Source organism: Massilia sp. IC2-278 (assembly GCF_020708045.1).
Lineage (GTDB): Bacteria > Pseudomonadota > Gammaproteobacteria > Burkholderiales > Burkholderiaceae_D > Telluria.
In genome coordinates, this window is the sequence record NZ_JAJFES010000010.1 from 1 (window position 1) to 13,732 (window position 13,732).

Here is a 13,732-nt window from a genome sequence, read left to right on the forward strand (position 1 = left end):
CCGGCGAAACCGACACCACCACGGCCCTGCCGCAACCCTCTTCGGCGGCCCAGGAACTGTATTCCTCGGCCCAGGGCGATTTGCTGCAGATCCGCATGCTGCTCAGGAATGGCCGCACCCAGTCCACGGTCGGTTCGGGCTTTTTGGTCGGCGACTCGAACCTGGTGCTGACGAATTACCACGTGGTGTCGCAGATGGCGCTCGACCCGGCCGTCTACACCGGGGAATACGTCGACACCGACGGCAACCGCGGCCCGATCGAGTTGCTGGCGGTCGACGTCCTGCACGACCTGGCCGTGGTGCGGGTCAACCGGCAAGGCAGCGGCTTTTTCATCGTGCCCGAGAAGCCGGTGAAGCTGACCCAGGGCCAGCCGCTGTACTCGCTCGGCAATCCGCTCGACCTCGGCTTCGCCATTTCCGAAGGCGCCTACAACGGCGTGGTCAGCCGCAGTTTTTACGACCAGCTCATCTTCAGCGGGCCGATCAATTCCGGCATGAGCGGCGGGCCGAGCGTGACGGCCGGCGGCACCGTGGCCGGGATCAATGTGTCGAAGCGGCGCGACGGCGAGGCGGTGAGCTTCCTGGTGCCGGTGAAATATGCGCAGGACTTGCTGAAGACGGTCGCGCTGCAGGGTGCGCCGCCGAAGGATTTCAATCCCCTGATTGCCGCGCAATTGCTGGCGCACCAGCGCGCGATGGTGGCGCGCCTGCTCGACACCCCGCTGGCCATCAAGAACATGGGGCCCTACCGGGTGCCGGTGCGCGAATCCGGCCAGGTGCGCTGCTGGGGCCGCTCGAACGTGAAGGCCGAGACCTCCTACAGTGCCGACACCATGAGCTGCGCGATGGAGTCGGCCATCTACGTGTCCGATACGCAGCAGACCGGGCACGTGTCGATGACCCACCAGTACCTGCGCTCGCCTTCCCTGCACCCGCTGCGCTTCGCGGCCCTGGCCAGCAGCCAGTTCCGCATCGACCGGCTGGGCAGCACGCGCGACACGCGCCTCACCGGGCCGCTGTGCAGCGAGCGCTTCGTGCATTCGAATACCCTGCCGCTGCGCGCCGTCACCTGCGTGCGCGCCTACCGCAAGTTTCCCGGCCTGTACAACTTCACCCTGCTGACGGCCAGCACCGACAATCCGCAGGCCAGCCTGCAGAGCCGGCTCGACGTCACCGGCGTGTCCTACGACAACGGCATGCGCGTCACGCGCGCCTTCCTGAATGCGCTCGGGCGCAGCGGGAAACTATGACGGGCCCGTGGTTCATCGAAACCCTGGCGCGCAATGGCGACGTGCTGCACCGCCATCGCGTCGACACGCTGCCGATCCGCATCGGGCGCGGCTACGACAACGACACCATCCTCGACGACGCCTACGTAGCGCCGCGCCACGCGCAGGTGGAAGCCGACGGCAAGGGCGGCCTGCTGCTGCGCGACCTCGGCACCCGCAACGGCATCGTGTATCGGCGCAAGCGCGTTGCCACCCTGGCGCTGGGCAGCGACACCGTGGTCCGCCTCGGGCATACCAGCCTGCGCGTGCGCGCGGCCGATTGCGTGGTGGCGGCGGAAACCCTGGACCGGACCAAGCACGGCTGGGAAGGCATCCTGCCCGGCCTGGCGGGCACGGCGCTGATCGCGCTGGTGGCCCTGTTCACGATGTGGCTGGCGGACACCCAGCCCTTCCGCCTGTTCCGCTACCTGGCCGCGCTGGCCTACGGCATCGGCGCCGGGCTGGTGTGGGCTGGACTGTGGGCGCTCGGCAACCGCCTGTTCGGGCGCCATGCGCGCCTGGGACGCCACCTGTTCATCTTCGGCTGCGGGGTGGCGGTGCTGATGCTGTTCCGGCTGGTCTCCAGCGCCATCGGCTACGCCTGGTCGATCGAGGTGTTCACGCGCTATGGCTCGCACGTGGCGATCGTGCTGGTGGCGGGCATGGTGTACTTCCACCTGACAACGGTGGCGCCGCGCCCGCGCAAGCGCTTCACGGCGATCTGCGCGCTGCTGGCCCTGCTCGGGTCCGGGCTGGTACTCATCAGCAACGAGGGGCGCAACGGGCGCCTGGCCGACGAGCTCTACATGTCGGTGCTGCTGCCGCCCGACATGCGCGCCACACCCGACGCCTCGGTGGACGACTTCATGGACGACGTAGCGGCGATGAAGGCCGAGCTGGACCGGGAGCGGGCCGAGGACGAGGACGCAAAGGTGGATGCAAAGCAGGAGACGCCCCCCGGCGCCGGCGGCTGATCCTTTGACAACTTGCTGAAATTCACTGATGATCCCCCGGATTACAGGGTTCGTTCATCACAGGGATCGTTCATGCCAGTCAACCGCTCGACCCGGGTCGTCTTTTGCGCCTGGTGCCTGTTCTGGGCGTTGATGGTGCTGATCGCCGTCCAGGAATACCGCCGCAGCGGCGGCACGGCCTTGTGGCAGCCGCTGGTCTGGGAATTGTCCTCGGCGCTGGTGCTGAGCGCGCTGTGGCTGGTGCAGCAACGGGCAACCGCGCGCCATGCGGCCCTGGTCGACCGCCCCTGGCGCTGGTTCGCCCTGCAGGCGGCCTGGCTGCCGATGTACTGGATCGCCTTCGTGCCGCTTGCCTTTGGCCTGCGCCACGGCGCGTATGCGCTGGCCGGCGCCAGCTACCACCACGATCCCTTGCCGCAACTGTTCCTGTTCGAGGCCTCGAAGATTTCGCTGTTCGTCTGCCTGTTCATCGTGATCCGTTTCGGCTTGCTGTCGTGGCGGCGCATGGTCGAGGAAAGCCTGCGCTCGGAAAGGGCGAACGCCCTGCTGCGCCAGGCCGAACTGCAGCGCCTGGCGCAGCAGGTGCAGCCCCACTTCCTGTTCAATGCGCTCAACACGATTTCCTCGCTGATGCATACCGACGTCGACAAGGCCGACGCCACCCTGGTGCAGCTGGCCGCCCTGCTGCGCGCGACGCTGCAGGCGGGGCAATCCGAACAGGCGACACTGGCCGCGGAACTGGCGCTGGCGCGCAGCTACGCCGACGTGATGGCAGTGCGCTTCGGCACGCGCGTAGCGCTCGACTGGCAGGTCGGGGACGAGCTGCTGGCGCTGCGGCTGCCGGCCATCAGCGTGCAACCCCTGCTGGAAAACGTGTTCAAGCACACGGTCGAGCGGCGCCAGGGGCGTACCGGCATTGCGGTGTCGGCGCGGCGCGAAGGGCGTGAACTGGTGCTGCGCGTGGAGGACGACGCCGGCGTGCTGGCGCCGCCGGGCGAAGCCGGCCTGGCAGCGCCTGGGATGCCGCCGAGCGAAGCCGGCCTGGCCACGCCCCGGATGGAAGCGGGTGCTGTCAACCTGGCCGTGCCCGGGATGGGCCGGGACGATGCCGGCTTGTCCACTCCCTGGATGGAACGAGGCGCTGCTGGCCTGGCCGCGCCAGCCCCAGCGCCGCACGGGGTCGGGCTGGCCAATTTGCGGGCGCGCCTGGCCAGCCTGCACGGCGCGGGCGGCACGTTGACGCTGTCGCAGCTGCTGCCGGCCGGCGTGCGCGCGGAAATGCGGGTTCCATGCGCGCCCTGATCGTCGACGACGAGGAACCGGCGCGCGCCCGCCTGCGGCGCCTGCTCGAAGGCGCCGGGGTGACCGTGGCCGCCGAAGCGGCCGATGCCGGCGACGCCCGGCGCCAGCTTGCCGCGCATGCACCCGACGTGCTCTTCCTCGACATCTGCATGCCCGGCATGTCGGGCATGGCGCTGGCGGCAAGCCTGCCGCAGCCGGCGCCGCTGGTCGTCTTCACCACCGCCCACGACAGCTACGCCCTGCCCGCCTTCGACACCGGCGCCGCCGACTACCTGCTGAAACCCTTCGACGCGGCGCGCCTGGCCCGCGCCATCGAGCGCGTGCGCCTGCGGCTGGTAGCGGCGCCCCCGGCCCCGCGTCTGGCCCTGCCTGTGGCCCCGCATCCGGCTCCGCATCTGGCCCAACTGCTGGTGCCGGAACGCGGCGGCACCACGGTGCTGCCGGTGCGCGACATCGGCTGGATCGAGACCGCCGACAATTACCTGATCCTGCATACCGCCAAGGGCCAGCCCCTGCTGCGCAAGACCATGGGCGCCCTGCTGGCCGAGCTGGGGCCGGGCTTCGTGCGCTGCCACCGGCGCGCGGCGGTGCAGACGGCGCGCATCGAACGCGTGCTGGCGCGCGCCCACGGCGACTGCGAATTGCTGCTCGACAGCGGCATGCGCGTGCCCTGCAGCCGCCAGTACCGGGCCGCGGTGATGGCGGCGCTGGGCTGAGCCAGGGCCGGCGGTAAAAAACCGCACCAGCATCAGCCTCCCATCCGCATTCCACAGCAGGCATGCGTTTCGCCCCAGCCTGGCTGCAACTGGCCACATAAGGCTGGCACCCGGCCTGGCTGGCCACTAGTCTGGCGCTTTTCCACCGTCCAGGCTTTCCATGCACACCTCCGCCCACCCGCCGCGCCTGCTCTTCCTCGACTGGCTGCGCATCCTTGCCTTTTTCATCCTCGTGCTCTACCACGTGGGCATGTACTACGTCAGCTGGGACTGGCATGTGAAAAGCGATGCCATCGTTCCCGGCCTCGACGCCTTCATGCTGCTGTCGGCGCCCTGGCGCCTGGGCCTGCTGTTCCTGGTTGCCGGTGTGGCCGCCGGCATGGCCCTGGCCCGCCTCGGCGGCGCTGCATTCCTGCGCCGGCGCAGCGTGCGCCTGCTGCTGCCGCTTGCCTTTGGCGTGCTGGCCGTGGTGCCGCCGCAGTCGTATTTCGAGGTGGTCGAAGACGTCGGCTACGACGGCAGCTACCTGCATTTCCTCGGCTTGTTCCTGCGTGGCTATGGCGGCTTTTGCGACCATGACGGCTGCCTGTTCATGCCAACCTGGAACCACCTGTGGTTCCTGCCCTACCTGTGGGCGTATTCCGCGATCCTGGTGGCCATTGCCGCCCTCGCAGGTGCGCGTTTGCCTGGCCTGGCGCGTACACTCGGCAACGGCCTGCACGGCTGGAAACTGATCGTGCTACCCGCCGCCGTGCTGGCGCTGGCGCGCGTCACCCTGCTGCGCCAGTTCGGCGAAACCCACATGTTCGTCGACGACTGGTTCAACCACACCACCTACCTGTTCCTGTTCCTGCTCGGCGCCGTGCTGGCCCACGTTCCGGCATGCTGGCCGCGTTGCAGCGCACTGCGCTGGCTGGCGCTGGGCATCGCCGCCACCGGCTGGGCCGCCATTGTTGTGTGGCGTACGCTGCTGGAGCGGCAACTGCCCGGCGTGGACGCGTTCGCATGGTTCCCGCTGATGGCGGTGGTGCATGCCACGACCGCCTGGTGCGCCATGGTCGCCGCCTGCGGCTTTGCGGCGCGCCATCTCGAGCGCGACGGTCCCGCGCGGCGCTACCTGGCCGCCGCCGTATTCCCGGTGTACATCGTGCACCAGACCCTGATCGTGACGCTTGCCCACTACGCCAAGCCGCTGCGGCTCGCCCCCGGCATCGAGGCCATGCTGCTGATCGTGCTGACCCTGACGCTGAGCTTTGCCGTGTTCGAATGCGTGCGCCGTGTCGCCCTCCTGCGCCCCTTGTTCGGCCTGCCGCCGGAGCCGGCGCCAGCCCGGCCAGCCGGGGACTCCCGCGCCGGCCAGGCATGCGGCAAGGCCGGATGAACCGGCCCCGGGCCTCAGGCGCCGCCCTGTGCGCCGCGGCCGGCCTGGGAACCGGCCGGATTGCCGTCGCCACGCTGGATGCCGGCGCCCTGGCCGGCCTGCGCGTGGGCGCCGCCGTTACCCTGCGACGCTTGCGCATCGCTGCCGGCGCGGCGCGGCTCGGCCTGGCCATTGCCGGTGTAGCCCGAGCGCACGAACGGATCGGTGAAGCGCTGCACGGTTTCCTGCTGCTTGCGTAGGCCGCGTTCGGTTTCTTCGCTTGCCGTGCGCGACACTTCGTCGGCCAGGGCACGGGCGGTGCGCGAGGTGTTCTGCACGTGCTGTTCGGTGACGCGGGCCAGTTCGACCTGGGCGTCGGCCGCCAGGCGCGAAATGTGCTGCTGGTAGGCGCGCAGCTTTTCGCTGGCCGGCTGGGCGCGCGATGCGGCGGCGCTGATTACCTCGCTCTGGCGGTCGGCAGTGATCAATTGCTGGCCGGCGATGGCGCTTTCTTCGAGCATGGTTTGCACCAGCTGGATGTTCAGGTCGCACATCTGCTGGAAGGACTGGAAGAAGGATTTCGACACGTCGTTCAGGAAAGCGGTCTGCGCGTCCAGGTGGGTGCGCACTGCGGGGTGTACGGACTGGGAAAATGGATACATTCTTCGCCTCATGATGGTTTGGTTGTAGTCGATGTTCCCCATGCGGTAAGTGCACCGCACGCGGGAAAGCCGTGGGAAGCAGGCTGGTCTTTCCCGACCGGGGAAAGCCGCCCTTCACACGAGCTACAAGGCTAAGGGGGCACCGACCTGCGCGTTTGCGGCTTGTCAAAAGTGCGCGGCTAAGGCGGAGAATGAAAAATCGCCGGCATGGGCCGGCGATGTGGGAAACAACGGCAGGCGCCCTCTCAGGCGCTGTGCTTCTCGACCCAGCCGGCAAAGGTGTCGACGAAGGTTTGCAGGAAGTCGCGCAGCGAGTCGTCGGTGAGCTGGTCGCCGTCGAACTTGGTGGCGATGCCGCCGAGATAGGCTTCCGGCGCCGGCATGGCCGGCATGTTCAGGAAAGGCAGCATCTGGCGCAGGTGGTGGTTGGCGCCGAAGCCGCCCAGCGCACCCGGCGACTGGCTGACGATGGCGCAGGGCTTGTTGACCCAGGCCGCCTTGCCGTAAGGGCGCGAGCCGACGTCGATCGCGTTCTTCAGCGCGCCCGGCACCGAGCGGTTGTATTCGGGCGTGATGAAGAGCACGCCGTCGGCGGCGCGGATCTGCTCGCGGAAGGTCGTGAAGGCCGGCGGCGGCGTCTCGGTGTCGTCGTCCTGGTTGTACATCGGCAGGTCGCGGATCTCGACGATTTCCATGTCGAGCTTGCCTTGTGCGAGGCCGATCATGGTTTTCGCGATCTTGCCGCTGAACGAGTCCTTGCGCAGGCTGCCCACCACGATTGCGATTTTCCTGGTTGCCATTTACTCCCCTTTCTTTTTCGTTTGCAAAGTCCCGATAGTAAACATTTTTGTATCGGGATGTGCGCAGCGACGAATTGGGGATTCAAATGCGTCCGCGGCGGAAGGCGGCAAGAAATTTCTTCGCCTTGGCGGCACTCAGCACTTGCACCGGGTCGCCATGCCAGGCGTACAGGAAAGGCTCGCCGCCGAGGCGGTCGGTGAGCTTGGCTTGCAGCAGGAAACGCGTACCCGCCGGATATTGCTCGGGGTCGCTCAGAGACTTGGCGCACTGCACCCGCATCGAGGGTGCAAAGGCTTGCCCCGGCATGGGGCGGATGCGCAGCTTGCCGCTGCGCGGGTCAGCGACCGAGTGCACGGCCACCTCGCGGTAGGCCCAGGTATCGCGCCACGCCTATGCTTTCGCCAGGGCGCCGGCGCGCGCCACCGGGGCCTCGCGGATCGGCAAGTTGATCAGGGCCGCGGCCAGCGCCAGCGCGATGTCGGCGTACCACATCCAGCTGAAGTCGCCGAAGCGCACAAAGGCCAGCCCACCCAGCCAGGCGCCGAAGAAGCCGCCGATCTGGTGCGACAACAAGGTCAGGCCGAACAGCGTGGCCAGGTAGCGCGTGCCGAACAGCTTGCCGACCAGGCCGGCGGTGGGCGGCACCGTGGCCAGCCAGGTGAAGCCGAGGGCGGCAGCGAAGATGTAGAAGGTCAGCGCGGTCTTCGGCGCGAGCAGGTAGATGCCGATGATGACGGCGCGGCTGAAATACATCAGCGCCAGCAGGTTCTTCATGCGGTAGCGCGTCGACAGCGCACCGGCCGTCAGGCTGCCGGCGATGTTGAACAGGCCGATCAGGCCCAGGGCAGTGCCGGCTACGCCGACCGGCAGGCCGCACAGCGCGACTTCGCCCGGCAGGTGGGTGACCAGGAAGGCGATGTGGAAGCCGCAGGTGAAAAAGCCCGCGTGCAGGAACAGGTAGCTGCGGTCGCGCATCGCCTGGCGCAATTGTTCGGTGAGGCCGATGCCGATGACGGGCGCCGCACCGGCCGCTGCCACGCTCGGCGCCGGGGCGCGCTTGCCGCGCAGGGGCCAGGCCAGCGGGATGGTGAGCAAGGTGGTGGCGGCCATGGTGAGCATGGCGAGGATCCAGCCGGGGCCGGCGATCAGCACCTGCATCAAGGGCGCGAAGACGAACTGGCCGAACGAGCCGCCGGCATTGATGAAGCCGGAGGCGAACGGGCGGCGCGCGGCGGGCAGGCGCTGGGCGGTGGCGCCGATCAGGATCGAGAAGCTGCCGGCGCCGGCGCCCGCGGCGGACAGGATGCCGAGGGTGAGCATCAGGCCCCATTCGGAGCTGACGAAAGGCGTGGCGGCCAGGCCGGCGGCGAGCAGCACGGCGCCGAGGACGATCACGCGCGCGGGGCCGTATTTGTCGGCCACGGCGCCGAACACGGGCTGCGAGGCGCCCCACATGAACTGGCCGATGGCCATGGCGAAGCTGATGCTGGCAATGCCGAGGCCGGTGCTGGTGTTGATCGGCGAGAGGAACAGGCCGGTGGTCAGGCGCGCGCCCATGGTGATCATCAGGATGGCGCTGGCGGCCAGGATCAGCGCCCAGGCGGCGCGGGGGGACATCTCGGTTGTCGTTGTCATTGTTTTCCCCGGAATGGACGCGTTTGGAGTCGCGTGGGTCAGGGATGGGATTTTAGCAACGATGCGGGACGTTTGCAGGGTCGGGGTAGTTTTGGTCGGTTGGCCGTAGGATGCAGTGGGGTTAGCATGAGCACGACCGCGTGGACACAGGTGTCCACCCTACGAAATCGGTTTCTCGTAGGGTGGACTCCCGAGTCCACGCGGTACGGCGCACGCGTGTCGAAATGCTGGCCTACTCCGCCGACATCTTCATCAACACCAGCCCGGACACGATCAACAGCGCAGCGATGATGCGCATCGGATTGACATGCTCACCGAGCACCACGATGCCAACGACGAACGCCCCCACCGCCCCGATCCCGGTCCAGATCGTGTACGCTGTCCCTAGCGGAATCGACCGCATCGCAAACGACAGCAAGCCAAAGCTCGCCCCCATCATGACGATGGTCACCACTGAAGGAAGCAGCCGCGTGAACCCCTCCGACTGCTTCATCGAATACGCCCAGACAACCTCAAACACCCCGGCAACGAACAACATGATCCAAGCCATACGGCTCTCCTGAAAGAGCCGGGCCGTCCCGGTCGTGTTTTCCCGTCAGCGTACACTGAGGGGCGAGGTCGTCCTCGTGGAAATGAAACTCAGGCCGCGGCGCGAATCAGCATCGCCACCGCTTCCGCCGCCATGCCTTCTTCGCGGCCGAGGTAGCCCAGCTTCTCGTTGGTCTTGGCCTTGATGTTCACCTGCTGCGGCGACACGCCCAGGTCTTCGGCGATGCGCGAGACCATTTGCGGAATGTGCGGCGCCATCTTCGGCTGTTGCGCAATGATGGTCGCGTCGACGTTGCCGATGGTGTAGCCGGTCGCCACCACGCGCGTCGCCGCTTCACGCAGCAAGGTACGCGAATCGGCCCCGGCGAACATCGGGTCGGTGTCCGGGAAATGCTTGCCGATGTCGCCCAGCGCGGCGGCGCCGAGCAGTGCGTCGATGATCGCGTGCAGCAGCACGTCGGCATCGGAGTGGCCGAACAGGCCGAGGCGGTGCGGGATGGTGACGCCGCCGACGATCAATTTGCGGCCTTCCACCAGGCGGTGGCAGTCGTAGCCGGTGCCGATGCGAAACGGTGGGGTCGGGTTATAAGATGCAAGTGCCATGGTTCGATTACAGGAATGCGGGTTGGGTCGTTGCCAGGTACATCTCGGCAATACGTACGTCGCCGGGCAACGTGACTTTCAAATTGCGCGGGTCGCCCTCGACCAGTTTCGGCGACAGGCCCAGCGCCTCGACGGCGGAGGCATCGTCGGTGATCTGCTTCATGTCGCGCGCGGCGGCCAGGGCTTCGCGCAGCAGTTTGTAGCGGAACATCTGCGGCGTCTGCGCTAGCCACATGCCTTCGCGCGAGACGGTGCCGACTTCGCCGGCGATGCAGCGTTTCACCGTATCGACCACCGGCAGCGCGAGCACGCCGCCGACCGGGTGTTCGCCGGTATGGGTGATCAGTTTCTCGATCAGCGCTTCATCCAGGCCCGGGCGCGCGGCGTCGTGCACCAGCACCCAGTCGTTTTCGCGCAGGGTGCCGTTCAGGGCCGCCAGGCCGTTCTGTACCGATTCGGCGCGTGTTGCACCGCCACATCGGAGCACGGTCACGCCGTGGCTGGGCACGATGCTGTCGATGACGGGATCGTCGGGGCTGACCACGACGTAGGTGTGCGCGATCAGTTCGGAGAACAGGAAAGCGTCAATGGCGTGGCGCAGCATCGGCTTGCCGCCGATTTTCAGGTATTGCTTCGGTCCGCTTGCGGCCATGCGCGCCCCGACGCCGGCGGCGGGGATCAAAGCGAAGTAACGTGGAGCTAAGGAATTCATGTGTTGTTTTTTCGTTTTGCCGGTCTAATAAGAGACTGTACCTCACCTGCACAAACTTTGCCGAGACGCGCGTATTCCTGCGGAGTATCAATTGCTGCCTGCAAGGCCTCGACCTTCGCCATCTCGTTCTTGATGAAGCGCATCCAGCCAGTGTCGATTTCGCGCTGCAACAAATTCCGGGCCTGGCCGGCCGGCGCGTACAGCGGCTTGCCGGCGAAACGTGCTTCGAGCGCCGCGCGCACCACCTTTTCCGCGCGCGGCAAAAAATCCATGTAGGCGTCGAGGTGGCGCATCTCGTGCGCCAGGATTTCCCTGTAGGCGCAGGTGCCGGGCGCGAATTCGCGGCCCACGTAGACGACGATCGGCAGGTAGGTCAGATTGACTTCGAGGCGTGGCGCCACGCATTCGTAGCCGGTCGCGGGGTCGGACAGCATGCGCCCTTTCACGCCGATCGACACGCGCGATTCGGCCCGCGTCAGCCCGAGCACATAGCTGCCCGGGGCGCGATTACCCTTCAGCTGGGTCAGGCCGTGGAAGGAATAGGAATTGTCGACGCGGTAGCCGTTCTGGCGCAGCGTGAACACCGAGATGCTCTCGCCGATGGTGTCTTCGCACCGCGCCTGGAACGGCGTGCGCGCGCTCGCGGGGGCCAGCGTGAACAGCAGGGCCAGCGCGAACGCGATCTTCATCTCGATCGGGGGGCGTCTCAGGCGGCCGGGTTCCAGGTCCCGCTGACGATTTTCTCCAGCCAGAAGGCGCCGATGATGGTCTTCACGTCGGTGATCTCGCCGCTCTTTACCATGGCCAGCAGTTCGGGCACGGTGACCGTGAAGGTTTGCAGGAATTCGCCTTCGTCGAGCTTCGGCGTACCGGCGGTCAGGCCGCGCGCCAGGAACAGTTCCAGGTGTTCGTCGGAATACGCGATGGCGTTGTGGATGGTGCAGACGAAGCGCCAGTCGCTGGCCGTGTAGCCGGTTTCCTCTTCCAGTTCGCGCTGGGCGCAGGCCAGGTGCGCTTCGCCCAGGTCGATCTTCCCGGCCGGGAATTCGATGAAGACGCGGTCGTTCGGGTAGCGGAACTGGCGTTCGAGCAGCACGCGGCCATCGTCGAACAGGGGCAGGATGCAGACGGCGCCGGGATGGCGGATGTACTCGCGGTGGGTGACTTTACCGTCGGGCAGCTGGATGCGGTCGCGCGAGACCTTCAAGAACTTGCCGTCGTAGGCGACTTCGCCGTCCAGGCGAACTTCCTTCAATTGCGATTGCGAATCCATTGGACTCCCAGGTTGACCCTACGTTGACGATCAGCGGCGCTTGCGCAGGTAACGTAGGACAAACCCTGGAAACGCCAGCACGACGAACAGGCAGCCCGTGATCACATAGAACTCCCACCCTTGGGCAAACACGTTGCCGATGGCGTATTCCAGTGCGTAGGCCAGTGCGCCGACGATGAAGTATAAGACAAGCAGCTCGAGCAGGCGCACGAAGAAGGGTTTCGTGCGCGCCTGCCCTGCCGGGGGAGACACCTTCCCGAAGGAAGGCAGGGGAACAAAGCCGAACAAACGCTCGTTCGCGAACGGCAAGTTGGCGGCGGCCAGTGCCACCGCCACCACCAGCCAGCCGGCCAGCGAAACGTCCAATTACGCCGCCAGGGTGGCGCGGATCGCCTGCAGGCAGGTGCCCAGCAGTGCGCCCGGCACGATGCCCAGCACCAGCACGGCGATGCCGTTGATCGACAGCGCCAGGCGCATGTCGGCCGGGGTGACGATCGGGCTGGTGTCGGCCGCTTCGTCGAACCACATGGTCTTCACGACGCGCAGGTAGTAGAAGGCGCCGATCAGCGAGAACAGCACGGCCACGACGGCCAGCCAGATCATGCCGGTGTTGGCGACGGCCTGCAGGACTGCCCACTTGGCCATGAAGCCCATCATCGGCGGCACGCCGGCCAGCGAGAACATCAGGACCGTCATGACGATGGCGAACCATGGGCTGCGGCGGCCCAGGCCCTTGAAGTCGGCGATCTGCTCGGCCTCGAAGCCCGCACGCGCCAGCATCATGATCACGCCGAAGCTCCCCAGGGTGGTCAGCACGTAGGTGATCGACGAATACATGGCGGCGCTGTAGGCGGCCGGCATGTTGCTGGTGTCGCCGCCGACCACGCCGGCCATCATGGCCAGCAGGACGAAGCCCATCTGGGCGATCGACGAGTAGGCCAGCAGGCGCTTGATGTTGGTCTGGGCAATCGCGGTCAGGTTACCGATGGCCAGCGACAGCACGGCCAGCACCATCAGCATCTGCTGCCAGTCGGCGGCCATGCTCGGCAGGCCTTCGACCAGCACGCGCATCAGCATCGCGAATGCGGCCAGCTTCGGCGCACCGCCCAGCAGCAGGGTCACCGCGGTCGGCGCGCCCTGGTAGACGTCCGGCGCCCACATGTGGAACGGCACCGCGCCGAGCTTGAAGGCCATGCCGGCCACCACGAACACCAGGCCGAACACCAGGATGGTCGAGTTGGCGCCGCTTGCTGCGCGGGCGGCGATCTCGTTGACGTCGAGCGAACCGGTGGCGCCGTAGATCATCGAGATACCGTAGAGCATGAAGCCCGAGGCCAGTGCGCCGAGGATGAAGTATTTCATCGCCGCTTCGGTCGAGGTCGAGTGATCGCGGCGCAGCGCCACCAGGGCGTACAGCGACAGCGACATCAGTTCCAGGCCCAGGTAGATCGACAGCATGCTGTTACCCGAGATCATGATCATCTGGCCCAGCATGGCGAACAGCGCGAGCACGTAGAACTCGCCGCCCAGGTTACCCGAGAGCATGCCGCGCTCGGTGGCGTACTGGCGCGAATACACCAGCGTGATGCCGACGGCCAGGTAGGTGAACAGCTTGAGCAGGTTCGCCATCGGGTCCGACACGTACATGTGGTTGAACGTGTAGACGGTGGTGCCGTCGACGAAGTCGGCGCCGCTCAGAACGGCGCAGCCGATTACCGTCAGCAGCGACAGGTAATAGGTCACGTTGCGGCTCGACTTCTTCAGGTAGAGGTCGATCAGCAGGATCGCGGAAGCCGCGATCAGCAGGAAGATTTCGGCATAGACCGGCACCAGGTTGGTGTCGGCCGCCGCGAGCAATGTGTTGTTCATCTCGTTCA

16 protein-coding genes are annotated in these 13,732 nt (G+C 66.9%); 5 read left to right on the forward strand and 11 right to left on the reverse strand.

Translation table 11 applies throughout. From position 1 onward, the window contains the following. The 5 genes from LK540_RS17355 to LK540_RS17375 form a co-directional block, all read left to right on the forward strand. Window positions 1-1,250, forward strand: a 1,250-nt coding sequence (locus LK540_RS17355; RefSeq protein ID WP_229438565.1) for a serine protease, incomplete at its 5' end; no start/stop codon positions are given. Further along, window positions 1,247-2,242 (forward strand): FHA domain-containing protein, encoded by a 996-nt coding sequence (locus LK540_RS17360; protein WP_229438566.1) that lies wholly within the window; start codon window positions 1,247-1,249, stop codon window positions 2,240-2,242. The genes LK540_RS17355 and LK540_RS17360, both read left to right, overlap by 4 nt. Before the next feature lie 72 nt (window positions 2,243-2,314). Further along, on the forward strand, window positions 2,315-3,544 hold the full coding sequence (locus LK540_RS17365) for a sensor histidine kinase (RefSeq protein WP_229438567.1): 1,230 nt from the start codon (window positions 2,315-2,317) through the stop codon (window positions 3,542-3,544). Then, a complete protein-coding gene (locus LK540_RS17370; protein WP_229438568.1) occupies window positions 3,532-4,260 on the forward strand; it encodes a LytTR family DNA-binding domain-containing protein in 729 nt (242 codons plus the stop codon). The genes LK540_RS17365 and LK540_RS17370 overlap by 13 nt, the downstream gene beginning before the upstream one ends. 160 nt (window positions 4,261-4,420) lie before the next feature. Next, the gene (locus LK540_RS17375) at window positions 4,421-5,641 is read left to right on the forward strand and encodes an acyltransferase family protein (RefSeq protein WP_229438569.1); all 1,221 of its coding nucleotides are present in this window, start codon (window positions 4,421-4,423) and stop codon (window positions 5,639-5,641) included. A 14-nt stretch (window positions 5,642-5,655) separates the two neighbouring features. On the opposite strand, the gene phaP is transcribed toward LK540_RS17375, so the two are convergent. From phaP to nuoN, 11 genes are all read right to left on the reverse strand, one after another. Beyond that, the gene (gene phaP, locus LK540_RS17380; RefSeq protein ID WP_229438570.1) at window positions 5,656-6,282 is read right to left on the reverse strand and encodes a phasin family protein; all 627 of its coding nucleotides are present in this window, start codon (window positions 6,280-6,282) and stop codon (window positions 5,656-5,658) included. Window positions 6,283-6,527: 245 nt separating this feature from the next. Continuing rightward, entirely contained in the window at window positions 6,528-7,082 is a 555-nt protein-coding gene (locus LK540_RS17385) for an NADPH-dependent FMN reductase (RefSeq protein WP_229438571.1), read from the reverse strand. Between the two features lie 82 nt (window positions 7,083-7,164). Then, the gene (locus LK540_RS17390; protein ID WP_229438572.1) at window positions 7,165-7,437 is read right to left on the reverse strand and encodes a hypothetical protein; all 273 of its coding nucleotides are present in this window, start codon (window positions 7,435-7,437) and stop codon (window positions 7,165-7,167) included. A 36-nt stretch (window positions 7,438-7,473) separates the two neighbouring features. After that, window positions 7,474-8,700: an MFS transporter gene (locus LK540_RS17395; RefSeq protein ID WP_229438573.1), complete on the reverse strand. Its 1,227-nt coding sequence runs from the start codon at window positions 8,698-8,700 to the stop codon at window positions 7,474-7,476. 250 nt (window positions 8,701-8,950) lie between these two features. Continuing rightward, entirely contained in the window at window positions 8,951-9,268 is a 318-nt protein-coding gene (gene sugE / locus LK540_RS17400) for a quaternary ammonium compound efflux SMR transporter SugE (protein WP_229438574.1), read from the reverse strand. Between the two features lie 89 nt (window positions 9,269-9,357). After that, window positions 9,358-9,870, reverse strand: coding sequence for a 2-C-methyl-D-erythritol 2,4-cyclodiphosphate synthase (ispF, locus tag LK540_RS17405; RefSeq protein WP_229438575.1), 513 nt, complete (start codon window positions 9,868-9,870; stop codon window positions 9,358-9,360). A gap of 7 nt (window positions 9,871-9,877) precedes the next feature. Then, entirely contained in the window at window positions 9,878-10,582 is a 705-nt protein-coding gene (gene ispD, locus LK540_RS17410) for a 2-C-methyl-D-erythritol 4-phosphate cytidylyltransferase (RefSeq protein WP_229438576.1), read from the reverse strand. Further along, complete coding sequence (locus LK540_RS17415; protein ID WP_229438577.1) at window positions 10,579-11,271, reverse strand: hypothetical protein; 693 nt, start codon at window positions 11,269-11,271, stop codon at window positions 10,579-10,581. The genes ispD and LK540_RS17415 overlap by 4 nt, the downstream gene beginning before the upstream one ends. A gap of 17 nt (window positions 11,272-11,288) precedes the next feature. Continuing rightward, window positions 11,289-11,855: an NUDIX domain-containing protein gene (locus LK540_RS17420; RefSeq protein ID WP_229438578.1), complete on the reverse strand. Its 567-nt coding sequence runs from the start codon at window positions 11,853-11,855 to the stop codon at window positions 11,289-11,291. Window positions 11,856-11,885: 30 nt separating this feature from the next. Next, window positions 11,886-12,221, reverse strand: a complete 336-nt coding sequence (locus tag LK540_RS17425) for a DUF2818 family protein (protein WP_229438579.1) — start codon at window positions 12,219-12,221, stop codon at window positions 11,886-11,888. Next, window positions 12,222-13,724 carry an NADH-quinone oxidoreductase subunit NuoN gene (nuoN, locus tag LK540_RS17430; protein ID WP_229438580.1) on the reverse strand — a complete coding sequence of 501 codons (1,503 nt, stop codon included), beginning with the start codon at window positions 13,722-13,724 and terminating at the stop codon, window positions 12,222-12,224. It abuts the gene before it with no gap. Window positions 13,725-13,732: the final 8 nt, after the last annotated feature.